The sequence below is a fragment of the Niabella hirudinis genome (assembly GCF_051201075.1).
In the GTDB taxonomy this organism is placed as follows: domain Bacteria; phylum Bacteroidota; class Bacteroidia; order Chitinophagales; family Chitinophagaceae; genus Niabella; species Niabella hirudinis.
Genome location: NZ_JBPEHJ010000013.1, coordinates 1 through 25,457, shown reverse-complemented (window position 1 = coordinate 25,457; position 25,457 = coordinate 1). Strand labels below are relative to the sequence as shown.

Here is a 25,457-nt window from a genome sequence, read left to right as displayed (position 1 = left end):
TCAATTAATGGAGGGTAGGATCAAACGTTCCTCCCCAGTCTTTGTTCTGCTCCAGTTTCGTGGTTTTATTGATAATACTTTGTGCAATCGGGTAAAAATAATATTTATCCGGAACGATGTTCTTTTGCACACCCGTTTGCGGTACCTGCACCACAGAATACTTAAAATTATTTTCCGAAAGGCTGAATGTAGCAGCCTGCTGCTGTGCCTGCAGTATGGGCATTTCTGAGCCATTGGTATTAACGGCGATGGCCTCCACTCCGTTCTTGGTCTTCTCGTTCAGCAGGCTGAACATCCTCCAGCGGCGCAGGTCGTTGAAGCGATGACCTTCAAAACAAAGTTCAATATTCCGTTCATCCATAATGGCCAGCCGCACCTGTTCTCTTGTGGCAGCTGTAATACCATAGGTACTCCCCGCACCCGGTTCAATGCCCGCCCGTTTGCGTATTTCCCGCAGCAGCACCAGCGCATCGGCTGAATGACCGGCTTCGTTGGCAGCTTCTGCATAATTCAGCATCACTTCTGCAAAACGCATCAGCACAAAATCAATATCGTATTGCTGTACATTTGGCTGCGTCAGGTTCAGGTTACAGTTCTTAAGAATAAAGAAACCGGTATAGGTATTGTTGTTGGTCGATTTATCGCCCACATTGGGATTCACTCCAAAGTTATCATTGGCCGATGCAATGCCCACACTGGTATATTGTTTATACCCTTTGGGGGTACCTGCAACCGGGAATAACCGCGCATTCCAGAGAATGGATTTTTCAAAACGCGGGTCCCGGTTCTTCCAGTACGCCTGCAGGAAGCCGGCATCCGACTGGTGATAAATACTTGAGGGGTCATTATACAACCTGCCGTCCTTCATCGGGAAGGCTTTTACAAACTCCCAGGTAGGACACACGGAAGCATTGCCCCTGCTCAGCGAGCCGGGTCTTGCGCCAAAATCCCAGCCGGCCGTTTTACCGGGAAACTTATTGATGACCGGGAACACGATCTCCGGGTTCTTCTCCGACAAGGCAATCTTCCCGTAGTCCTCAATCAGGCCATAGCCCTGGCTCTTCAGGCTGTCGTAGGCTTTTTTGTTTTCGGCGTAAGCATCGGCCCAATACGCATTGTCCCAGGGATTGGCGGGATTAAATTGTGGCGAGGCTTTATACAAAAGCACTTTGGCTTTGAATGCCTGTGCAAAGTTTCCATCGATATGCCCCCAGTCGGTAGATGTAACATCAATCTTGGCCGGCAATAACGCAAGGGCCTTATCCAGGTCTTCGATAATAAAATCAAAACATTCCTTTGTAGAATTACGCGGCAGGTCAAGGTCGTCTTCATAGCGGTCCAGCGGAGCTTTAACAATGGGCACACCGCCATATTCCTTCACCATGGAGAAATACGTGTACGCCCGCATAAAATAAGCCTGGGCCAGGATGCCATCCTTTTCTGCCTGGCTTAGGGTTCCGGCCTGCACATCGCGGATCGCCAGGTTGGCCAGCCGTACATTGGCAAAGTCCCAAAAAGCGGTAGAAGCACCGGTTACCGTAATGGCATCTTCACCAAAGGGGATACCCGAAAGCTGCTCACTGTTACGATCGGCTCCTACATTCCAGTTACCAAATTTATTATAGAGGTTGGCCACAAAAGCATTGGCCTGCTGCGGGTCGTTCCAGACCTGTTCCGGCTGGTAGTTGTTCACATCTTCTATATCCAGCACTTTGGAGCAACGGGCACCCAGGATGACCATACATAAAAATATAAATAGCTGTTTCATTGAAATACTGGTTTAAATTAAAAGGTCAGGTTCAGTCCGGCGGTAAGGGTCCGCATTACCGGGTAGGAGTCGTAGTTTTTCTGCTCCGGGTCCTGGAACTCCTTCAGCTTTGAAATAGCAAAGAGGTTGGTTCCGTTTACAAATACCTGGGCATTCGTCAGCTTCAGCCCGTTGATCCAGCGGGCCGGAAGCGCATAGGCAATGTTCAGATTTTTCAAACGCATATAAGCGCCGTTGCGGATCCAGAAGGTAGAGCCATCGCTGCCGGACTCCAGCCAGTTTTGCCCCACCACACGCGGGTACCTGGCATCCGGGTTTTCCGGCGTCCACACATCGCTGGCCCAAATGGGATAATACACACGGAAGTTGCCGCCCCACTGGCGGATGCCGGGTCCATCCTGGTTGCTGATCATCACATCATAGGAGGTTACCCCCTGGAAGTGTGCATCCAGCGAAAGCCCCTTCCAGGACACATTGAAACCATAACCATAATTGATCCGCGGTTTTCCGTTCTTGCTCAGCAGTTGTACATCATTACCATCAATTCTTCCATCGGCACCGGGGGTATATCCATCGCCTCTTATATCCTCATAAATAATGGCGCCCATATAAGGTTTACGGCCATAATAATTATAACCTTTCCCCGTAAGTTCGTCCAGCTGTGCTTTTGTGCGTACAATACCCAATGCTTTAAAGCCATAGATGCGATCCTCCGGCTGTCCAATGCGGGTACGAAAATGCTCCACACCATCCGGGCCGTAAGCCACCGGTTCATCCAGTACATCCCACCGGTCCCGGGCGTAACCCATATTGGCATACACGGAGTAAGCAACATCCTTTCCTGCCTTGTCGTTCCACTGTACATCAAACTCTGCCCCTTTAAATGAGCGCACCGCGTAATTTTCCGGCGCCGGGGTAGTGCCATAAACATCGGGGATGGCCACCACCCGCGAAGCCAGGATATCCTTCATCCGGTTGGTAAAGAAATCGAGGCGTCCGGAAAGCCGGTTATTCAGCGTGGCAAAATCCAGACCAATATTCTTATTTTCTACCGTAGCCCAGGTCAAACCAGGCACCGGCACCGGGCTGGGTCGGATTGTCTTGTATAAACGGTCGCCAAAAACATAGGGTGTGCTGTTCTGATAGGTTTCATTATACAAAAAGCCATCAATTACCTGCGGGTTTGCAATGTTGGAATAGTTCAGATCATTTCCCGTAGTACCATAAGATGCCCTTATCTTCAGATCGTTCATAAATGCTGCGTGATCTTTAAAGAACGACTCCTGCGAAAGCCGCCATGCCAGCGACACAGAGGGGTAAGCTCCCCACTTGTGCCCTTTGGCAAAGGCGCTGTTGCCGTCATAGCGGAGCGATGCTTCCACGATGTACCGATTGCCATAATTATAGTTCAGCCGCCCGATCCAGGACTGTGCAGCGCCCAGCCCTTCCAGTCCGTCTGCAAACCGGTCTGCAGGATCCGCAGAATAGGGAAAGAACTGGTCAATATTGGCAATGGGATTATACGCCGTGGAGATCGACCGGTAAAAACGATTCTGCCGTTGTTCAAACACTGCAAGGGCATCGATGGCGTGTTTGCCAAAACTGCGGTTATAGGTCAGGAAGGCATTGAACTGATACTTCCACCCATTATCCTGCTGGTAGCGCAAAAAGGGCGCCTGCTGACTGAAATTAAAAATATTGACCTTACCAGGATCCGGTGGCCCCGGTACAAACCGGTTGTTGGGATCGCCCTGGATGAACACATAATTTTTCTGAAAGGTCATATACCACTTGCGTAAAAAATCGTTGGCCTCATAATTGCCTACGATCTTGGCCGCCAGCCCGCGGGTGATCTTATGTAAGTTGATGTCCAGCGTTGCAATGGTATTGAGCTGGCGTTTTCTTGTTTTGATATACCGGTCGCCCATCACCTGGTCGATCACGCTCCAGGCTTGCCAGCTGCCCATCGGCGTTTGAACGGGATAATCCGTTATATGATCCGCCGGCGTTCCGTCTGCATTGGTATAAAACGGGTATAGCTTGGGCCAGTTAAAGGTTACCCGGTAAAAATCCGACACATCATAGTCATCATCCGGCGAGAAGGGCCAGTAAAATTTATCCGAATTTTGCTGCGCTGCCGCAATGTTCATGTTCAGTTTGATATCATCCGTGATCTTAGCGGTGATATTGGAGCGCAGGTTAAATTTTTTATACCCCAGGTTCTCATAAGAACCATTTTCGCCGGTATAGCTGATCATGTTATAATAATTCAGCTTTTCGCTTCCCCCCGATATATCAAGCAGGTATTTTTGTACGGTGGGGTTGCGCCATACCCAATCGTTTACATTATAGTTCTTATCCTTAAAATAATTAAACTCTGTTTCGCCATTGGGCAGGGGATCGTTTTTCTTGTTGTATTCGTTATTAAATTCCACTACCCGGTTCTGATAGATCAGCTCATCCGTAGCGGTGGTACGATCGCTTAGCAGTGTTCTTGTGGGCGTGGAATTTGAATAGGAGGTTTGAAAATGCAGGGCAGGTTTTTGCGCGGTCCCTTTTTTTGTGGTCACCACCACTACCCCGTTGCCGGCTCTTGAGCCATATATGGAGGCTGTGGCCGCATCCTTCAGCACGTTCATCTGGTCTATTTCATTGGGGTCCAGCGCATCAAACTCGGCCTTGCCCTTGATCACCCCGTCAATCACATACAATGGCTCACCATTGGCCCCGCGGATACGGATGCTGGAGCTGGCACCGGAGAGCCCCGAAGAATTCGTAACCGTTACCCCGGGAGCACGGCCTGCCAGTGTATTGGACATATTGGTTGCGGGTATATCTGTAAGCTTTTTCGTACTGATGCTCGTAACAGCACCGGTTAAATTGGAACGCTTCTGCGCCCCGTAGCCCACCACCACTACTTCATCCAGTGCCGCAGTAGCTGCATAAAGCTTTATTTGCAGGGAGGTTTCATTACCAACGGCTACCTCCTGCGGCTGGTACCCGATGGCGGTTATTTCCAATACCTCACCTGCAGCCGCACTAATCCGGAACGAGCCATCCGCAGCCGTGGCGGTGGCCGTAGCTTTTCCTCTGATCTTAATGGTAGCCCCCGCCACAGGATTACCGGCAGAGTCCGTTACCTTTCCCTCAACAGGCGCTGCCCGGGTTAGTAGCGGCAGGTAATGGTTTGAAACTGGCGTTGCGGCCTGTAATGTGCCTAATTTTAACAACAGGCAACACAGCAGCAGCGGGAAGCCTGTACAACACTTCTGTAATCTTGTTTGCATAAGCGATCATGATTTTAAGGTTTAAAGAATGTGATCCATTTTAAACAGGTAAAAAAGAAGGACAATGGCAATAGAATAACCGTACCGTTTCAACAGCGCTGCATTTACATACCCAGCTATTTTTTCGTACATACCCGTGCATGCCCTTTATTACCACGAAACAGGGAAGTGCTAAGTTTGATTTTTGGAAGTCATAGTAGGTTTGAGGGGGTTTAATAAAAAATAATGAATAGCAGAACAAATGTTACTGAAAAAAATATAAACAAAAATTTTACCGCTTTCAAGATAAAAACGATGAAAGCGCACTATTTATGCAACAAATGGGGTGTCTTTATTTTTCCTGCCGGAAAAACGAGACACAGCATAAAAAATTCTGTGTTTCCGCGCTTCTCTGGCATTACCGGGGAGCGCGGAGGCCCAGTGACTTTAATGATGTCCAAAGCCCTTCTTTAGATTATATTTGTACCTCCTCTTTGTTTAAAACAGATAAAAGATGAATAAATCAGCCATCACCCCTATGCCGGAATACTTTGACCGTTACATTAACCAGGTACCGGATGACCTGGAACTGGTGCCGGCCATCCAAAAAAGCATCCTTGATATTTACCAGCTCGACAAAGAAAAAATCAGCAGCCTGGGCGATGCAGTTTATGCACCCGGTAAATGGACCATAAAGCAGATACTCTTACATATAGCAGATACAGAACGGGTATTTATTTACCGGGCATTGCGTTTTGCAAGAAAAGACAGCACGCCGGTACAATCCTTTGATGAGAATTTATTTGCCGAAAATTCAGCTGTCGGTGAACGCACGCTTGAGTCCCTGTTAGATGAGCTGGTGGCGCTGCGTCAAAGCAGCCTTGCTTTTTATAAGAACCTGAGCAATGAGCAACTACTCGCCACCGGGCATAGCCATAACTCGGAAATGTCGGTGCTGGCACTCGGCTTTACGATCGTGGGACACCAGCTGCATCATTTCAAACTCATTGAAGACCTGTATTTCCCGCTGTTGAATGCACAATAAATGAACTTTTATTTTCGCTTACAATTCCGGCTGCTCAACCGGCATATAAAGGATTTTGGCCTGCAGCCCCTATGGGGATGGCTTTGGGGAGTTACAGGGTTCATCCTTTTTTCCTGGCTGCTGTTTTCAAAAACGAGCTATGCACCTTACCTGTACCTGCTGCTGACCGCATCCTGGCTATTGCAGCTCAGCAACAAAAAAAGAGCCGATTTCCTGAAGATCATTTTCCCGGAACGCACCCTGCGCAGCATACGAATGGTCGAAAATATGCTTGTAGCTTTGCCATTTGCATTATTCCTGTTAGTCCGGCAATATTTCCTGGCGGCGCTTATGCTGTTGCCGGCCTCCCTGGTGCTTAGCTTTTTCAACCATGCAGCCGTTATCCGCCGCACCGTCCCTACCCCCTTTGGCAAAAGACCTTTTGAGTTTGTTAGCGGGTTCCGGCAATCCCTGCTCTTTTTTATGGGCGCTTACCTGCTTGCGGGCATTGGTATTTTTGTAAACAACTTCAATCTATGCCTGTTTGCCTGCGGTATCAACTTCCTGCTTATCCTTTCCTTTTATACAAAGCCGGAGCCGCTGTTTTATCTTTGGAATTATGCCTTTACACCTGCCGGCTTCATGAAAGAAAAAGTCAAAACGGCTATTGGTCATACCACTATTCTCACCATCATTCCCCTGGCGGCGCTGTTGATCATCTATCCGGAAAAATGGTGGTTGATCACCGGTATCCAACTACTGGGATACCTGTATATTATACAGATCATACTCGTCAAATACGTTGCCTATCCCGGTGAAATTCCGTTGGTATCTGCACTTATTTTCCTGAGCAGTATTTTCTTTCCGCCCCTGCTCCTGGGTTTGATCCCTTTTTTTTATTCAAGAGCCGTTAACCGGTTAGCAACTTATCTTACATGATCACTATCGAATCGCTGTCCAAAAGTTTTGGCAGCCACCCTGTGTTAAAAAATATATCGATCTGTTTTCAGGCCGGAAATGTATATGGCATTGTAGGAGAAAATGGCGCAGGCAAAACCACGCTGTTCAATTGCCTTGCGGGGATGGAGGAATACGAGGGTCATATTACGGCAGATCGGGCACCTTTGAAAAACCACCTGGGCTTTCTGCAAACGGAGCCTTTCTTTTTTTCAAAAATCACCGGTGAAGAATACCTCCGCCTCCTTTGCCAGGCGCGTCACCAATCTGCGGAGCATATAGAACAAAAAAACATCTTTGAGCTTCCGTTAAAACAATATGCCGCTACTTATTCCACCGGGATGAAAAAGAAACTGGCCCTGATGGCGCTCCTGATGCAGAAGAACGATTATTTTATTTTAGACGAGCCTTTTAACGGAGTAGATATCCAAAGCAACCTGCTGATCACCGGCATCATTCATAAGCTTCGCGAGCTGGGTAAAACCATCCTGATCTCCTCCCATATTTTCTCAACCCTTCATGAAACCTGCGATGAAATCCATTTGCTTCAAAACGGGGTTTTTACCAAAAAAGTAACCCGGTCCGAATTCGACTTGCTGGAACAGGAAATGAAACAGGTGTCCATCGGGAACAAAATTGAGCAGATGGGTCTCCAATAACCATTAAATAGACAACTTAACTACTTGCTCTAAAAACCCGGAGAAGCGTATTAATTAACCTGAGTTAAGTATTTTCTGATAAAAAAACAAGAGTTTTGCCCTGTCAACAAAAACACAACTGGCTGCTTTAAAAAGGATTGAATATACCATTATTCCAATATAAAAGATTGTGAATCTATCAAAGACAGCCAGAGTGTTCTACAGAACACTCTTTTTTTATACATTCCCAACTGCCGGCTTTAGGTACAAACGCAGATTTAAAGTAGGCATTTCTGCGGCCCGATAGCGATCGCATAGTCAGCGGGAAATATTAAACATGGAATCCTCCCCGGCATCGCAAGAACCGGGTTTATTTTTCAATCTATTGCCGTCATCTTTGCAATATCAAAAATCGGTTATGCAAAATTTATTGCCCTTCGATGGTATTGTACATTACCACGGCACGATCCTGGATCAGGAGGCCGCAGATGCTTATTTCGAAAACCTGCTCCGCTCCATCGAATGGCGCAATGACGAAGCCATTATTTTTGGCAAAAGAATCATTACAAAACGAAAGGTAGCCTGGTACGGCAACCGGGGCTTTGAATACACCTATTCCAAAACCACCAAAACAGCGCTCCCCTGGACCGAAACGCTATTGCAGTTAAAAAAAATATGCGAGAAGAAAACAGGCGAAGCCTACAATTCCTGTCTGCTCAATCTTTATCACACCGGTGAAGAAGGTATGGCCTGGCATTGCGATGAAGAACGTGAGCTTAAAAAAAACGGCGCCATCGGTTCCTTAAGTCTGGGCGCCGAAAGAAAATTTGCATTCAAACATAAGAACAGCGGCGAACGGGTAGATTGCGTGCTGGAGCATGGAAGCCTGCTGGTGATGAAGGGCACTACCCAAACCCACTGGCTACATCGCCTTCCCCCTACAAAAAAAGTGCATACCGCGCGCATCAATCTTACATTCCGGAGCATACATGGAGGCGTGTGAAATGTAAAATAAAAAATATCCAATTTAAAATAAAGAAGTAGTCAACAGCTCCGAACAAAAAAATATCGAAGCCAAAGGATGTCTCTATTGGGTACATTCCAAATTGTCGCACCCCCATAAACGTAATGTCACCCAAGATGTCATCCCGGGCTTGTCCCGGGATCTATTCCTGTCTCAGGGTCTATTGAACGACAAAATGCATAGATGCTGAAATAAATTCAGCATGACAGCGACAACCTGGAATGCCCCCATCTCTATTTTACATTTCATCAAAAAAGCCATCCCAACAAAATCAGGACGGCTTTCTTAAACAAAATAAACAAAAACAAATCACCAAATCTTTGCACGTTCGTTTTCAGGCTTATACATTTTATCGCCCGGCTGCACATTGAACGCTTTATACCAGGGCTCAAAATTTGTGAGGGGCCCCATTGCCCTCCATTCCGCGGGAGAATGCGGATCGATCTTTATCAGCTGCCTGGCACGCTCCGGCGTAGCCTTCCCCCTCCATACCTGGCCCCAGCTCAGGAAAAAACGCTGATCCGGGGTAAACCCGTCAATCAGCTCATTACCCTGTCCCTGCTTTGTCTTTTTAAAGGCATCGTAGGCAATGGTAATACCGCCCAGGTCAGCAATATTCTCTCCCAACGTAAGCGCCCCGTTGATGTGTACGGAATCGAGTACGGTATACTTATTAAACTGCTCCTCAACCATCTTTGTTTTAGCCTTGAACTTTTTTTCATCCTCCGGTGTCCACCAGTTTTTCAGGTTACCATCGGCGGCATACTGTGCACCCTGGTCGTCAAAGCCATGCGTCATCTCGTGACCAATCACCGCGCCAATGCCGCCATAGTTCACTGCATCATCTGCCCCAAAATCAAAGAAAGGAAACTGAAGGATTGCCGCAGGAAAAACGATCTCGTTGAAGGCGGGGTTGTAATAAGCATTTACGGTATTGGGAGTCATACCCCATTCTGTACGATCGACCGGTTTACCCAGCTTCGCCAATTCCCGTTTATATTCAAAAGCGGCGGCATTCAACACATTCTGTGCATAATTATCCGGCGTAATTCCCAAACCGGAATAATCTTTCCATTTATCCGGGTAACCAATCTTTTTCATAAAGGAAGCCAGCTTGGCCTCAGCTTTCTGTTTGGTAGCATCGCTCATCCAATCAAGATTCCGGATCCGGTTTTTGAACGCATCCTGCAGGTTCTGCACCAGCTCCATCATCTTTTGTTTTGCTTCCGGTTTAAAATACCGGTCTACATAGAGCTTGCCCAGCTGCTCCCCAATGGAGCCATTGATGATCTGCATCACCCGCTCCCAGCGGGGCTTCTGTTCTTTTTGTCCGCTTAGCGTTTTATCGTAAAAATCAAAATGTGCGGCATCAAACTCCTTTCCCAGATAGGGCGCCATACGAGACAACAGGTTATAGGTAAGGTAAGCTTTCCAGGTAGCTACCGGCATTGATGTAAGCAAGCCGGAAAGAGTTTTATAATATTGCGGCACGGTCACCAGCAGGGTATCCTGGCCACTGATGCCCATTTTGTCAAAAACCGCTTTCCAGTCAATGCCCGGTGTCTGTTTTGTAAAGGCCTCCAGGCTGAATTTGTTATACATTTTCTGCGGGTCGCGCATTTCCCTGGGGTACAGGGAAGCCGCTGCCAGCTGCTGCTCCAGGTCAAAGATCGCCAAAGCATCTTTTCCGGCTGTTGCGGTATCTGCGCCGCCGAGGCTCAGCATCTTTTTGATGTAGGCTTTATATGCTTCCCTGTTTTTTTCGGCCCCTGCATCTTTGTCTGTATAATAATCTTTCGATGGCAGCCCCAGTCCGCCCTGCGTAAATTGAATGATATTTTGAGTTACGTTCTTATCATCCGGCCCGATATAATTGGGCAATACCGTTGACAGTCCCGTTTTCCCATTCTCAATGATCACATCCATCAACTGCTGCGGGGTGCTGATAGCCTTAATAGCATTCAGCTGTTTTTGAAGTACCGTGCTACCAGCCTTGTCGATAGCAGCCGTATCCATGCCGCTTTTATAAAAAGCCGCTACATTAAACTGCGGGGAACCGGCGGTTGCATTTTCCTTGACCACTTCTTCAAGCAGCGTATGTACAGATTTGTTGGTTTTATCCCGCAGTTCATCAAAACTTCCCCACCGCGTTTTGTCTCCGGGGATGGGTGTATTCTTTACCCAGGCGCCATTGACATAGAGAAAAAAATCATCCCCGGGCTTCACGGTCGTATCCATATTAGCGCGATCCAGGTAGGTAGTGCGCTCCGCAGCAGCCTGTTCTCCCGGTTTGCCGGGGGCCGTGCCACAGCCGATTATTCCTGTTGCCAGTGCAGCGGCAACGATTGTTTTATATTGCATTTTTATCTTAATTGTTTGCCAAAGGTAACCATCCAAACTGTTGCCTGTAAAAGATTTATATGAGCGGCTGTTTTCCCTGTGCCCCCAATTATTGGTTCAATATTAACTTAATCCGGATTAAGTTATGTTTAAACCGCCCCAAACTCCCTGTTTGGGGTGCATATTGGTATAAACTTTGTGTAATAAATATGCTTTTACCTGTTGGATAAGAAATACCATTTTTATCTGATATGAAGCCCCCGCTGCAGGTTGACCCTCTAAAAAACCCGGCGAAGCCCTTGTTACTTGACCCATATATTCATTCCATAAACCGACAAAAAACTTATTTATGGCTCAGCTTACCCATCCCGTTTTCAGTATTAACGGGAAACCCATTGGACAGTTCACCACCTTCTCTTTAAACCAGGCAATCTTTGAACACCACCGCTTTACACTTGTATGCCCTGCCCAAACCATTGATGGTAAGGCGGGGATCTTTTCTACATCCAAAGATATGATTGGCGCCAGTTTTGGAGCTCGCATTGCCGGCACCGGTGCCAGGGGCGACCTGTTATTCAACGGCATCGTAACGGGGGTTGAAACGGCGCGTTTTGCAGGTCATCATGGCGATGTCATTATTACGGGCTACAGCCCGACCATTATCCTTGATAGCGGGCCCCACTGTAAAAGCTGGGAAAAAAAAGCCATTAAAAACATAGCCCAGGATGTATTGAAGTTTTTTCCCCAGAATTTGCTGGAGCCCCGGGTACACCCGCAGTACGGTGAAACCCTGGCCTATACCGTTCAGTATAAAGAAACCGCCTGGCAGTTTCTGCAACGGCTTACCGGCACCTATGGCGAATGGCTTTTTTGGGATGGCAGAAGCCTGCAGATAGGCCAGCCTGCAGATAACAAAAAAGCCGGCTTGGTTTACGGTAGTCATCTCAGCAGTTTTAATGTAGCCCTTCAGGCCCGGCCCACCCAAATGCAAATGATGGCCTGGGATTATATGAACAGTCAGGTGTATACCAGCCAGCCGGTTGATATTGAACAGAAAGCCGGATTAAACCCCTGGGGTACGCAGGTCTATAAATCGGGGCAGGCTGTATACGGCAGCCAGCCAAAGCTTTGGAATAACCAGTTCCTGACCAACAAAAAACAGCAGGACGATGTATTGAATATGCGAAGCGCCATGGAAAGCAGCCGTATGGTACGCTTTAATGGGCAAAGCGGTCACCCCGGAGTGCATATTGGAGGTAAAATAGAGGTGAAGGGTAATAATGTGTTCAGCAGTCAGACCGAAGGCTATGGCGATTACCTGGTCGTGGCTGTACATCACCAGGTAGATGCCCGCGGCCATTATGAAAACAATTTTGAAGCCGTGCCTGCAAGCATTAAAGTACCGCCGGTTGCCGCCATTGGCGAGCCAAATTGCGAAACTCAGAGCGCCCTGGTTACCGATAATAACGACTTTAATGGTCTCGGACGTATCCGTGTAAAATTCCACTGGATGAATGGTTCGGAAAAAAGCCCCTGGATCCGCGTTACCACCCCTCATGCCGGTGGCGGCAAAGGGATGTTCCTGATCCCCGAGGTTGGCGAGGAAGTGATCGTGGGTTTTGAAGGCGATAGCGCTACCAAGCCCTATGTCATTGGCGCCGTTTATCACGGGCAGGCAAAAAACAGCTTTGGAAACTCCGGCAATGATGTGAAAACATTCCAGAGCCGCAGCGGCAGCAAAATGGTATTTAACGACAAGGACGGCAGCGCGCTGATATCTGACCAGGCGGGCAATATCACCATGCTGGATGGCGCCGGCAATATATCCACCAAAAGCAGCCAGAGCATCCGGCTCGAATGCGGCAACGCCAGTATTACCCTGAAAAAGGATGGAACCATCATCATCAACGGAAAAGAGATCACCACCAAAGGTGTTAACATCCAACAGATGGCCAATGAGAAGATCACCCATACGGCAACAGACATCAGGGTACTTGCAGATTCCCAGCTGGTGGGCAAGGGAAAGGTTACCGAGATCTCCGGAGGTGATTCGCTGGACCTGCGTTCTACCGCGCTTACCGCACATGGAACAGCAAAATCGGATATTACCACCGATGGAGAAATGGTGGTAAGTGCCGCCGGCAATGTGGGTGTTACAGCAGGAGCTATCATCAAACTAAACGCCTGACCTATGAGTACTGCTGCACCTTCTATTGCACATGAGTTTTACAAGGTTCGCGAAGAATGGGCCCGGATCGACCGGTTAAAAAGCTGGAAACTGGCCATCTGGATTGCCCAATACCAGGATATTGATATCATTGATAAATTTATGGAAACCGAGCGGCTGGCCATCGGCGTATTCGATGATATTTTTTTTCGCTTTGATACGGTTTATACCGGCGACCCTGAATTATTTGAAAGGGAGCTATGGCTGGAGTATCAGGAATGGTTTGCTCCCTGCCCCGATCCCAAATATGATATTTACAGCGCCCTAAAAAAAGACGGGATCCTGGATGCCGGTTTTAAACCCGATATCCGGCCGCTTTCCGGTTTTGGAGCCCTGATGCAGGAGCTCCTGCGCCTAAAGGCCAGTCTGGATAACTGTGAACTGCCTCATTTTCTCCTCTATTTTCCTTCCGGAAGCCCGGACGCAGTGAGTCTTAAACCCTGGCTGAAAGAACATTTAAAAAAAGGCATTCCCCAACAGATCCGCCTGGCCACTATGGATTATGGGCCCAAACGGAAGATCTATATCCCGGACCCCGACCTGCGCCCCCTCGTAGTGGAGCTGGTGCCCCAGCTGGATATGACGGCGGCCGTTAATAACGAACTGGATAAGAGCGGGGGCACCAGCGATACGGTAAGTATAGAAAACCGGCTGCGCAAACAGATCCGCGTAGTAATGGATACCACGCTGGAGCATAAGCCTTCATTAACCGCCCGGGAGGTTGGCAAACTGATGGTACTGGCCAAAGAGGCTCAAAACAATACCACCTATATTTCTTCCCTGCTGGTGGCCTCGCAGGCACACTATGCCATCAAGGACAGCGGGCCCAGTGAAGCCTATGCCATTGAAGCCATTCAGCAGGCACGCAAGGCCATGGACGATAATGACCCCGCCGGGTACCCCGTATGGCGTTCCTGTATGATGCTGCGCGGCGGGTTGTTTGCCGCCAAACGCAAATGGGAAGATGCTATAAAAATTTACGATGAAATGGCAGCAGAAGCCACCCGGCGGGCCGATGCTTTTTTCATTATGGAAGGGCACCGTATCAGCGGGCACCTGTATTTCATCCGGGGGCGCCATCAGCAGGCTTTTGAAAAGTGCCTGCTGGCGATGGCGGGCGGTGCTTATATGGACCAGCTGGTCATCCGGCAATCCACTTTTTTACATGCGGCATTTATGGCCGTGCACCTGGGCAAAAAATTAAAAGCCCCGGATGAGCTGGTGCACCTTTATGATCAGCTCCGCGCCTGGATTGGCGATGATTGGGAAGAGCTGTTGACCGAAATAGAAATGCACAATATACTGGTGAAGCCCAAAGGTAAATTTTCGATCCCGATCGGTTAAGCTACTTGTGCCGGAAATAAATTATTGAAACAAAAAAAATCGGAATGAGCAGTGCTAACACAGCCGCCAGTAAAAGTTTTGGAGAAACGTTTGCGGAAGTAAAAGGCGGCATCGATAACATCCAGAAATCGATGGCCGGTATCCTCCCCTCCTTCCCCGGGATGTCCGGTGGTAAATACCTGGATATGGCCATCGGGCTGGATTTTGACCAAACCATCCTTCCGCCCTGCCCGGTTTTTCCGGTACCGCATATCGGCCTCGTATTCGACATTTTTGCAGCCATCATGAACGCTGTGGCTTCCGCATTGCCCGCGCCTCCGCCCTCCATTACAAAGGACTCCGATGGGGGCAGCCCTTCTGTGGCCAGCGTAGCCAGCTTCCTGGTCAATATGCTGAAGCCATCCGTAAAAGTGCACGGTCAATGGGTCAGCAATGCCGGTACACCCATTATGCACCTGCCGGGCATTGTCTTGCACCTGATCCCTCTTACCAAGCCTTTTACTACTTCGGAAATGTGGATGGGCAGCAGCACCGTACTTGCCGATGGCGGCCCTTACTCCACCCAGTTTCACCCCTCTCTTTCCTGTAACCTGGTAGGCTTTCCCTCCCTGCCCCGCAAGAATAAAGTGCCTCGGCTGAAGTTTCCCCTCATGCTGCCCACCTCCATCCTCCTTTGCATCTTCGCCGGTAACGGCAGGGTGCTGGCAGGCGGACCTCCTACCATCGACCTTTTTCAGCTGATGATCAAATTGGGCCTGAAGGGACTCAGTAAGGCAAAAAAGAAAAAGCCCAAAACACCCGATACCAAAAACCCCGAACTTAGTAACACAAAGCCCGCAAAAAAATGTGACGGGGTGAGTGAACCCGTGGATATGGCCACAGGAAAAGTATTTCATACCAATACCGACTTTGAATTACCCGGCCCGCTACCTTTAAAATGGGAACGTACTTATTATAGCAACGCGGAGGTAACCGGCCCTCTTGGATACAACTGGCACCACAGCTATAATATGGGCCTGTACGATATGAACAACGGTTATTTCACCCTGCGGCTAAAAGACGGTAGAGAAGTGCCCCTGCCCAAAGTGCATCCAGGGGAAGTACACTTCAACCGGAAAGAACAGCTCTTCTTCCACCACGACAAAGAGGGCTACCTGCTTATTGACGAGGACCAGCTTGAATACCGGTTCAACGGCCCGTTGAATACAGAAGGCTTCCACACCCTCTCCTCGATATCGAACGCACCGGGATTCAATATCCGGTTCATCTATGATCGCAAGGGCTGCCTGAAGCGGATCATCGACAGCCGCAACCAGGTGCTACAGGTAGAAAATGATGCGCTGGGCCATATTACCCGCATCTTTAGAACCGTGAACGAACGGGAAATCAATTGCATCTGTTATGAATATGATGCAGCTGGAAATATTGCAAAGGTCCTGGATACAGCCGGCGCAGAAAAACATTTTTATTACGACGGGCACCTGCTCACAAAGCTCACTAATCAAACCGGCCTGAGCTTTTACTGGGAATATGAAGGCAAGGGCAACCATGCAAAATGCATTCATGTTTGGGGCGATGAAGGACTGCTGGAGTACTGGACCGAGTACCAGGAAGGGCTTAGTATCACCCGCAACAGCCTGGGTTATACCAGCGCCTATTTTCATGATGACCGCTTGCTCAATTACAAAATTGTGGACGAAAACGGCGGTATCACCCGCCGGTCCTACAACGAATACGAAGAGCTGGAAGTTGTTGTAAATCCCCAGGGAGGCACCGTCCAATACCGGTACAACGCCTACGGCAAACTCATCCGCATCACCAATGAGAACGGCGATGATACAGGGTTTTCTTATAACGACCGGCAGCAGCTGAAAAGCAGGGTGCAGTATGGCGGAGCCACCGATATCTTCACCTACGATGAAAAAGGCCGGCTTACCGGCAGAAGAAATGCGGAGGGGCTTACCATAAAATACGAATATGAAGGTTTACATTTAAAACGGATCATTGACCATAAACAACGGCCTGTTGAGCTTTTCTACGATGCGCAGCACAACCTTACGGCCCTTCATTATGCCAATGGGTTAAAGCTTCAATGGAGCTACGATGCGCTGGGCTATGTTACCCGGCATACAGATGCCCGGGGCAATACAACAGAATACCTGAATGATGATGCCGGCAACATCCTTTATTTAAAAGAACCCGATGGCAACGAGCATCATTTTAACTACGATACCAGTGGTAACCTTGTTGACGCCAGCGACAGGGTACACCAGGTGCAGTTTGAATACGGCCCATTGGGGGTCCTGCGAAAACGTATCCAGCACAACCGCACCGTCCAGTTTAATTACGACTCAGAGCTCCAACTCAAAAGCATTGCCAATGAGGGCGGGGAACTATACAAATTTGGGTTGGACGGGTTGGGTAATGTGGTGAGCGAATGGGGGTTTGACGGGCTGCACCGCCGCTACCTGCGCGATGCCAGCGGCCGTGTAACAAAAGTGCTGCGGCCGGATGAGCGCTGGACGGCCTACGACTATGATGGCCTGGGTAATATCGTAAAAGAAGAGCATAGCGATGGAAGCATGGCGGCATATAAATACAACCGCGATAGTCTGTTAACGGAAGCGTTTAACGAGCACAGCCATCTGCAATTGCAGCGTAACAAAACAGGCGCAGTCATTAAGGAAATACAGGACGGCTACAGCGTTGCAAAAACTTATGACCGTTATGGCAATTGCACCCATACCGGCAGCAGTCTTGGCGCCGATATCCGGGTGGAATACAATGAAGAAGACGCCATCACGCGAATGCAGGCAAACCATCCCGACAACGACCAGGACGCCAGCTGGGCCGCCTCTTTCCACCGCGATGATACCGGCCTTGAGCTGCACCGGGAGCTCAGTGGCGGAATATCCGTAAAAACGGAGCACGACCGGCTGGGGCGCGTTATCCGATGCAGCATTGGTGCCCAAAATATAGAACAAAGCCGCACCCGCTACAACTGGGGTACCGGCAACAGGCTCAACCGTATAGTAAACGAACTCGCCCATACCAGTGCGCTATTCGATTATGATGCTTTTGACAACCTCATCAGTGCCGCCTATGAGGGCAAGGACGGAACCATGCAAACCATTTACCGCATCCCCGATAAAATAGGCAACCTGTTTAAGACCCGCAACCGCAGCGACCGCAAATACAGCAAGGGCGGGCGTTTGCAGGAAGATGACCAATATGCTTATCATTACGATGGCGAGGGTAATATTATTTTTAAGGAGTTTAAGAAAAACGAAAACACGGCCGCCATTGCACATACGGACTACGCAAAGGCGCACCACATCAACTTCAAACGCAGCGGTACGGGCTGGATCTATGAATGGTCCGGCAACGGCATGCTGCGGAAAGTGATCAATCCCGGCGGCCGGGAAATCCTGTTTTATTATGACCCGCTGGGGAGAAGGATCGCTAAAATTTTGCTGGATAAAAACACCCGTTTTTTTGAGGAAGACAGCGGCTCCGTTACCCGGTGGGTATGGGATGGCAATGTACCCTTGCACGAATGGAGCTATAACGGCAGCTATCCGACCAAAAGATCCATAGAAGCCAGCGGGGAAATCAACGAAGAAAAAGAGCCGGTCGAAAACATCGTTACCTGGGTGTATGAAGCGGATAGTTTTGTACCTTGTGCCAAGATCCTTGACAATGAACAGTATAGCATTGTGGCAGACTATTTGGGCACACCAACACATGCCTATAACAGTTCTGGCGAAAAAGTTTGGGAGCGGGAGCTGGATATCTACGGCACAATACGGAATGAAAAAGGCCAAAAAGGACTGGTACCGCAATTGTACCAGGGGCAGTATGTAGATGAGGAGACCGGTTTAGCCTACAACCGTTTCAGGTATTACGATAATGAAAGCGGGAATTATATAAGCCAGGATCCGATAGGATTGTGGGGCGGCTTACATCAATACAAATATATCATTGATCCTAATACATGGATCGATATCTTTGGCCAGAATGGAGCACAACAGCACAATATTGCACCCCATGGTCAGCAGCCTTCCCCAAGAAGCCCTTATCAATCTCACCATATTGTACAAGATGAATGGGCGAAGACCCAGGGCTATTCAGATTACAGCTCAAAAAAAGCTCCAAGCATTTTACTTGATGCCACTCCCGGTTCAAACCAACATGCAATAATTACGGCAAGACAAAATGCAAGAAGGGATGCCCGGATTGCAGCAGGTAAAGGAAAATGGTCAACAAGTTTAAAAACTGAATTAAGAAATGCAAGAGCAGATCTAACGGCCGCCGGTGTTCCAAAAGCAGAAATCAATAAGGCAATGAAAGCAGCCCGGGAATATTTTAAAGGACTTCACTAAAACAAAATACAATGGATCAAACAATTAAAAAAATAGCATCTGGCTGGGATAAGAACCCGGGAGCAACTGCAGCATCGGTTAAGCAAACAGAGGATCAGTTAAACATTCGCTTCCCGGAAGATTACGTAACTTTTTTACTATGGAGTAACGGAGGCGAAGGCAACATTGGAGAAAACTATATCTCACTGTGGAAACAGGAAGACATCGCCATATTAAACCGGGAGTATAAAATACCGGAATATCTTTCTAACCTGCGAATAGCCATTGGAACCGATGGAGGAGGTATCTGTTTTGGTTTTGACTTTACTAAAGACGCCGCCATCTTCACTTGTCCATTAGGCGATTTGGATCCGGATGTTGCAAACCAGGTCAGCGCTTCCTTTAAAGATTTTATAGAACGATGTTTAAAAGAAGAAGTATTTGATTGATCCATCTTCTCCACGGAGCGCTACGCCCCTAAAGGTCTGCTGGCGCATACTGCCTTGCTACAAACCTGCGCCAGACCGGCGGGAAGGAGGGTAACAAAAATTCCAGGGGCATTAATACTATGGCAGCACTGATTCCGATTGCTTCCAGGATTTATATAAAAAAGACCGAAGGCAGGTCCCTCCATCGAAATAGTTGCACAAGGCTCATCATTATTAATTTTCTATCCGTCCTTGTGGTGTTGTGGATGACATTTGTAATCCTGCATGACCGGGTGCTTCACGACTGCTGCTGATAGAACCTGGATACAAAAGAATTTGCACCGAGGATCTTTAATTTCAGCGCCTTCTCAAACAGCCTCTTTTGCGATCCGCTTCCAGTTGTTGAAAACATACCGGTGGATGCTTTTTAAGCCAATCCACATCGGCAAGGAAACCCAAAATCGGGCTCCGGGTTTCAGGGTAACCTCGGTGATACGCGTGATCATCGTTTCCTTTTCATGAACAGGATGCAAGACAAAGGTTTCCACAATGGCATCCACGCAGGGACCAAAATAAATGTCGGTTTCACGCAGTGCGAACCGGAGCTTTTGTTCCGGCACCCAATCCAGGATCGTCTGCCGGATCACCCCTTTATCGGAAATGCATTCCCGGGTAGCACCAACGCCTTCACCATTATCAGCCAGCCGGCATTCAACCGGCTTGGGAAGTCCAAAAAGAAAATAGCAGGGCCTCCGGTCATCCATTTTTGAATGAAACAGCAGTGGCCATAACTGAGCCGGGGCAGCGCTGAATGTATAACTCGTCTGTAGTTTCATTTTATTTCAAATTTAAACGAGCTCATTTACTCCGCATCAAATACTAAGCCTTAAATGTTAAACTCCAAACCTGAAACAACAATTAGTAGTCGGCCTTCAGCAATCAGCTCTCAGCCAATAAAACACTGTATTCGCTGCGTGAAATGGGCATTTTGAGTATCAAACGGGAACCCAACCTTAAACATTAAACTTGAAACCTGAAACAGCAATTAGCCTACGCCTTCACTTCTTTCTCTTTCACCACCACCAGGTCCGCCAGTTCCACCTGCATGGGCAACAAACCGATTTTTACCACCGCACGTTTACTTTTTATTTCCAGTACTTCACCCACCTGGTGGTTGCGTTTCATCTTCACCTGATCGCCCACTTTTATAGCTCCGCCCACCTCCTGGTATTTGGATTCGATCTTTTTCTGCATCTTCCCAACGGCCTTCTTTTCATTCTTATTAAAAAGAAGATTGTGAATCTGTTTGATCAGCTTCTGCTTATCCTCCTCCTTTCTCCATTCAACGGTGATCTGCTTGAGTTTGCGTTCCATGTCTTTAAGATAGGTGATCCGCTCTTCCGATATTTTGTTCTGCTCCCGAAGTACATTCATTTGCTGCTGGTGTTTTTCCCGGTCCATCACCCGTTCCATTTCCTTTTTCAGGCGTTCATTTTCCTTGATCAGCCGCTCCAGTTCTTTGTCTTTTTTGGTAAGGTCGCGCAGGTTCTGCTCCGTTTTATTCAGTAGCTTATCCAGGCGGTACTGGTCATCGTCTACCATCTGGCGCGCCTGGTTAATCAGCCTTTTGTCCAGCCCGATCCGCTCGGCAATCGAAAAAGTATAGGAACTTCCCGGGCGCCCCACCACCAGCTGAAACAGGGGCAGCAGGTTCTTTTCATCAAAAGCCATGGCGCCGTTCACAATACCATGCGTTTTACCAGCCATCACTTTCAGGTTAAGGTAATGGGTGGTTACAATGCCATAGGAATGCTTCTTCAGCAACTCCAGCAGGATCACTTCCGCAAAAGCGCCGCCCAGGTTGGGGTCGCTGCCGCTGCCCAGCTCATCAATAAAGAACAGCGTTTTTCCATTGGCCTGTTCCATCAGGTATTTCATGTGAATGAGGTGGCTGCTGTAGGTACTCAGCTCAAATTCCAGGCTTTGGGTATCGCCTATATGGATCATCAGCTGTTTAAACACGCCAAACTCGCTGTTAGGGTGCACCGGCACCAACAGGCCGCTTTGAACCATCATTTGCAGCAGCCCCACCGTTTTCATAGTAACAGTCTTTCCCCCCGCATTGGGCCCGCTCACCACCAGTATGCGCCGGCTCTCGTCCAGCGTAATGGATACGGGAAAGGTTGATTTACCGGACCGTTTATTATATAAATAAAGCAGCGGGTGATATGCATTTACCAGGCGCACCTGGGCCTTATCGGCTACCACCGGAAACTCGCCGTTGATATCCCCGGCAAACTTGGCTTTTGCCCGTATAAAATCATACTCACCCAGCACCGTATGCCAGGTTTGCAGCAAGGATGCGTAAGCGGATAAAGAGGCCGTTAGCTTGCGCAGGATGCGGTCTACCTCTTTCCGTTCCTCATGCTCCAGGTCGGCCACTTCATTATTGAGGTGCATGGTTTCTTCGGGCTCTATGAATGCCGTTTTCCGGCTGTCGCTCTCGCCGTGCAGAATGCCTTTTATGGTTCGTTTTTGTTCGGCAAATACCGCAATCACCCGGCGGCCATTCATAAAGCTTTCTTCAATCTCCGCCAGGTAGCCCTGCTTATTGAGCTTGGCAACAATCTTATCAAAGATGCGCCTTAACTCGATCCGTTTTCGATACAGGCTCAGCCGGATATCCTTCAATGCGGGAGAAGCACTGTCCTTTACTTGCCCTGCTTCATCCACAACCTCATCAATCAGGCTGATGATGGCCTTTTCATAATAAGTATTTTTTATTACATGATACAGGCTTTCATAAGCCAGCTTCCGCTCCGCATCAAACCAGCGAAAGACCTTCTCAATGCTTTCGGCCAGTTTCCGTATCTGTAGGAGCTGTTCTCCCGTAAGCAGCGCACCGGGAATAGACAATAGCTTTAACTCCTTCGAAAGGTTGAGGATGTAATCATTGGGAAAATATACAGCGTTCTGCAGTAGTTGCTTAAACTCATGCGACTGTTTCAGCTCTTCATCAATAAACCGCTTATGGGTATGAATACGCAACTCCTCCGCCTTGCGCTGTGCATAGTCTGTTTCACAATACTTTACCAGCAGGCCCTTGATTTTATCAAATTCCAGTTGTATATATGCCGATTCCGGGTATAATTTCATAAATGCCTTCTATCATTTTCAAGCCTGCAAAGATACGAAGAGGAAATCCTAAAACCGTTATGCACAACTTGCAGTCGCGCATAAGAATAATTTTTCGCGCATAAACTTAAACCTTCTCCCGCCCCTCAGTGTTATTAAATTGTATTTTTACAGTTTGAATTTGTAATTTACAGTCCGTAATTGAAAACAATTGTCCCCATATTATTCCTGATAACGCTGGCGGCAACAGCCTGTGCGCAGAAAAAAAAGGAGCCCGTGGTTTTTGCAGGGCCGGCAGCAAAATCTTCTACAATGAGTCAACAAACAGATACGGCCACCTTTGCCAATGGATGTTTCTGGTGCACGGAAGCTATTTTCCAGGACGTAAAAGGTGTGTCCTCCGTTACCAGTGGCTATACAGACGGGCATACCAGAAATCCCACTTATAAAGAAGTATGTACCGGGAATACCGGTCACGCGGAGGCCTTGCAAATTGTGTATGACCCCTCCATTATTTCTTTTGATGAATTACTGGAAATTTTCTGGAAAACACACGACCCTACCACCCTCAACCGGCAGGGAGGCGATGTAGGCACCCAGTACCGTAGCGGCGTTTACTACCATAATGAAGCCCAGAAGGAAAAAGCCGTCTATTATAAAACTGAGCTGGATAAAAGCGGAGCCTTCGACAATCCGATTGTTACCGAAATAAAACCCTTCACGGTTTTTTATCCGGCCGAAGATTACCACCAGTCTTATTTTAACAATAATGAAGACAAAAATCCTTACTGCACCATGGTAATCCGCCCGAAGGTGGACAAATTCCGTAAAGTATTCAAAGACAAGCTGAAATAACAATCAGTTTTTGGCAATTAGCTCCCCGTTTGTTGAAAGCCAAAGGCCGGCTGCTGATGACTGATGGCCAACAGCCTAAAACAAACGTTCATTGTTGTACATTGCAATAAAAACCATATAACTTTGCGCCTTCCAAAAAAAGGAGACAATAATGTTGGACCTAACAAATTTTGATCAGAACTGTGTAGCCAACCCTAATAACAACATCTTTGGGTTGCCCAGTACTGAAGAAAACGCTGACCTGATCATCATCAATGTTCCCTGGGAAGTAACCGTAAGTTACGGCGCAGGAACCGCGAGGGCAACGGAAAGCATCCTGAAAGCCAGTATGCAGGTAGACCTCTACGATCCGGACTTCCCGGATGCCTGGAAACGGGGATATTACCTGAAGCCAACCGACCGTACCGTATTGCTGAAAAGTGATTTTTTACGCAAAGAGGCCGAATTATACATCGACTATATCTCCAAAGGCGAGGAACTGGGGAAAAACCAGTTTATGTGCCGTACCATCAAAGAAGTGAATGAGGGTGGTGTCTTTCTGAACAATTGGGTGTACGAGCAGGCCAGGGCGTTGCTTGCCGACAACAAGCTGGTAGGGTTACTGGGTGGAGACCATAGTACGCCGCTTGGCCTTTTTAAGGCCCTTGCAGAAAAACATGGTGAATTCGGAATCCTGCAGGTGGATGCACATTGCGACCTGCGCAAGGCTTACGAAGGGTTTGTATACTCCCACGCCAGCATTATGTATAATGCGCTCAATGAAATTCCGCAGATCAAAAATATTGTGCAGGTAGGTGTGCGGGATCTGGGGCAGGACGAATGGGAATATATTAAAGACAGCAATTACCGGGTTATTACCTATTTTGACCAGGAGATCAAAGAGCGTCAGTTTGAAGGCGATACGTTTAAGAATATTGCCGATGAAATCATCAGTAAACTGCCCCAGAAAGTTCATATCAGCTTCGATATTGACGGACTGGATCCCAAACTTTGCCCGGATACCGGCACCCCTGTTCCGGGAGGATTTGAGCTGGACCGGATGTTCTACCTCTTTAAAAAGATCGTGGAAAGCGGCCGCCAGCTGATCGGGTTCGACCTGGTGGAAGTGGGTACCGGCGAAACCGACTGGAATGCCAATGTAGGTGCACGGGCGCTCTACAAGTTATGTAATATCCTTGCGGGAAGCAATCAATAATCTATTTATCATTGACGGATCCGAAACAAAATAGAGCCCCGGCTGCAGCACCTTCAGGAGCAGATCAGGGTTACCGGTTTGTCATTCCCAATGCGCGCACGCTTATTTACCAGGTTTTTGCCTATGGCATCATTTTTCTAAATCTGCTGGGACAGCTGTTGATGGATTACCAACGCAACAGCCCCAACCTGACGATCAGTATCCTGGTATGTACTGCGCTCTTTATCCTGTTTATTCTCTGGGATGTTTATCTTTTAAAAAAGAAGAACACCTTACAATCCCTGGGCATCATCATCCTTATCCTCGGGTTCCGCTGGTACCAGTATGCTATGGGCTGGGGCTTCGCCATTAATGTAGTGCTCTGGTTTTTGTACCTTGTATCCAGGCGGCAGCTGGTGATCCTGGTTTCTTCAGCGGAGATCCGTTATCCGTCCTTCCCCGTTAAGAAAATCTCGTGGAGCGAGGTCAGCAACCTGGTTTTAAAAGACGATATCCTGACTATCGATCTTAAGAACAATAAAATTTACCAGCACTTCGTAAAAAATGCGGATGAAATTGTTTCAGAAGCTGTGTTTAACGAATTTTGCAGGGAACAGATTGGTAATTTGAAGATGTGATCCCGATTAGCTATCGGGAGAAAACGAGATCCGGGTATTGCCGGAGTATTCGGTTTTTTGTTTCAAGTTTCAGGTTTAAAGTTTCAAGGTTAGATCCGGGTTTATACTCCATGAACTATTGACCATTGACTATTGACCATTGACCATTGATACTAACCGGTTCTTTCGTACCTTAGAAGGTTCACATCAGACATCAGACATCAGACATCAGACATCAGACATCAGACATCAGACATCAGACATCAGACATCAGACATCAGACATCAGACATCAGACAT

Annotated in this window: 17 protein-coding genes; 12 read left to right on the top strand and 5 right to left on the bottom strand. The window is 48.0% G+C overall.

Annotation, left to right across the window (positions count from 1 at the left end; translation table 11 throughout):
* Window positions 1-4: 4 nt before the first annotated feature.
* Together GGU45_RS18760 and GGU45_RS18755 are read right to left on the bottom strand one after the other, a co-directional pair.
* The gene (locus GGU45_RS18760) at window positions 5-1,768 is read right to left on the bottom strand and encodes a RagB/SusD family nutrient uptake outer membrane protein (RefSeq protein WP_435227356.1); all 1,764 of its coding nucleotides are present in this window, start codon (window positions 1,766-1,768) and stop codon (window positions 5-7) included.
* Window positions 1,769-1,785: 17 nt separating this feature from the next.
* Window positions 1,786-5,055, bottom strand: a complete 3,270-nt coding sequence (locus GGU45_RS18755) for a SusC/RagA family TonB-linked outer membrane protein (protein WP_435227354.1) — start codon at window positions 5,053-5,055, stop codon at window positions 1,786-1,788.
* A gap of 225 nt (window positions 5,056-5,280) precedes the next feature.
* Here GGU45_RS18755 and GGU45_RS18750 point away from each other — a divergent pair, with 225 nt between their 5' ends.
* The 5 genes from GGU45_RS18750 (at window position 5,281) to GGU45_RS18730 (ending at window position 8,656) form a co-directional block, all read left to right on the top strand.
* A complete protein-coding gene (locus tag GGU45_RS18750; RefSeq protein WP_435227352.1) occupies window positions 5,281-5,508 on the top strand; it encodes a hypothetical protein in 228 nt (75 codons plus the stop codon).
* A 40-nt stretch (window positions 5,509-5,548) separates the two neighbouring features.
* Complete coding sequence (locus tag GGU45_RS18745) at window positions 5,549-6,079, top strand: DinB family protein (RefSeq protein WP_435227350.1); 531 nt, start codon at window positions 5,549-5,551, stop codon at window positions 6,077-6,079.
* Window positions 6,080-6,997 (top strand): hypothetical protein, encoded by a 918-nt coding sequence (locus tag GGU45_RS18740; RefSeq protein ID WP_435227348.1) that lies wholly within the window; start codon window positions 6,080-6,082, stop codon window positions 6,995-6,997. It begins immediately after the preceding gene.
* Window positions 6,994-7,674: an ABC transporter ATP-binding protein gene (locus GGU45_RS18735; protein ID WP_435227346.1), complete on the top strand. Its 681-nt coding sequence runs from the start codon at window positions 6,994-6,996 to the stop codon at window positions 7,672-7,674. Before GGU45_RS18740 ends, GGU45_RS18735 begins: the two co-directional genes overlap by 4 nt.
* A gap of 397 nt (window positions 7,675-8,071) precedes the next feature.
* Window positions 8,072-8,656 (top strand): alpha-ketoglutarate-dependent dioxygenase AlkB family protein, encoded by a 585-nt coding sequence (locus tag GGU45_RS18730; RefSeq protein ID WP_435227344.1) that lies wholly within the window; start codon window positions 8,072-8,074, stop codon window positions 8,654-8,656.
* 330 nt (window positions 8,657-8,986) lie between these two features.
* On the opposite strand, the gene GGU45_RS18725 is transcribed toward GGU45_RS18730, so the two are convergent.
* Entirely contained in the window at window positions 8,987-11,038 is a 2,052-nt protein-coding gene (locus tag GGU45_RS18725; protein WP_435227342.1) for a M13 family metallopeptidase, read from the bottom strand.
* Between the two features lie 328 nt (window positions 11,039-11,366).
* Between GGU45_RS18725 and GGU45_RS18720 the strand changes: the two genes are divergently transcribed.
* Genes GGU45_RS18720 through GGU45_RS18705 form a run of 4 tightly spaced genes read left to right on the top strand, consistent with a single transcriptional unit; the run spans window position 11,367 to window position 19,398 of the window.
* A complete protein-coding gene (locus GGU45_RS18720; RefSeq protein ID WP_435227340.1) occupies window positions 11,367-13,205 on the top strand; it encodes a type VI secretion system Vgr family protein in 1,839 nt (612 codons plus the stop codon).
* Window positions 13,206-13,208: 3 nt separating this feature from the next.
* Window positions 13,209-14,588: a hypothetical protein gene (locus GGU45_RS18715; protein WP_435227338.1), complete on the top strand. Its 1,380-nt coding sequence runs from the start codon at window positions 13,209-13,211 to the stop codon at window positions 14,586-14,588.
* 44 nt (window positions 14,589-14,632) lie between these two features.
* Entirely contained in the window at window positions 14,633-18,970 is a 4,338-nt protein-coding gene (locus GGU45_RS18710) for a DUF6531 domain-containing protein (protein ID WP_435227337.1), read from the top strand.
* An 11-nt stretch (window positions 18,971-18,981) separates the two neighbouring features.
* Window positions 18,982-19,398, top strand: a complete 417-nt coding sequence (locus GGU45_RS18705) for an SMI1/KNR4 family protein (RefSeq protein ID WP_435227335.1) — start codon at window positions 18,982-18,984, stop codon at window positions 19,396-19,398.
* Window positions 19,399-19,745: 347 nt separating this feature from the next.
* Here GGU45_RS18705 and GGU45_RS18700 read toward each other — a convergent pair whose 3' ends face one another.
* Both GGU45_RS18700 and GGU45_RS18695 read right to left on the bottom strand, forming a co-directional pair.
* Window positions 19,746-20,213, bottom strand: a complete 468-nt coding sequence (locus GGU45_RS18700) for an SRPBCC family protein (RefSeq protein WP_435227333.1) — start codon at window positions 20,211-20,213, stop codon at window positions 19,746-19,748.
* A 214-nt stretch (window positions 20,214-20,427) separates the two neighbouring features.
* Window positions 20,428-22,533, bottom strand: a complete 2,106-nt coding sequence (locus GGU45_RS18695; RefSeq protein WP_435227331.1) for an endonuclease MutS2 — start codon at window positions 22,531-22,533, stop codon at window positions 20,428-20,430.
* Window positions 22,534-22,824: 291 nt separating this feature from the next.
* Here GGU45_RS18695 and msrA point away from each other — a divergent pair, with 291 nt between their 5' ends.
* From msrA to GGU45_RS18680, 3 genes are all read left to right on the top strand, one after another.
* Window positions 22,825-23,367 (top strand): peptide-methionine (S)-S-oxide reductase MsrA, encoded by a 543-nt coding sequence (msrA, locus tag GGU45_RS18690; RefSeq protein WP_435227330.1) that lies wholly within the window; start codon window positions 22,825-22,827, stop codon window positions 23,365-23,367.
* A gap of 151 nt (window positions 23,368-23,518) precedes the next feature.
* Window positions 23,519-24,562 (top strand): agmatinase family protein, encoded by a 1,044-nt coding sequence (locus GGU45_RS18685; protein ID WP_435227328.1) that lies wholly within the window; start codon window positions 23,519-23,521, stop codon window positions 24,560-24,562.
* Window positions 24,563-24,573: 11 nt separating this feature from the next.
* The gene (locus GGU45_RS18680) at window positions 24,574-25,179 is read left to right on the top strand and encodes a hypothetical protein (RefSeq protein ID WP_435227326.1); all 606 of its coding nucleotides are present in this window, start codon (window positions 24,574-24,576) and stop codon (window positions 25,177-25,179) included.
* Window positions 25,180-25,457: the final 278 nt, after the last annotated feature.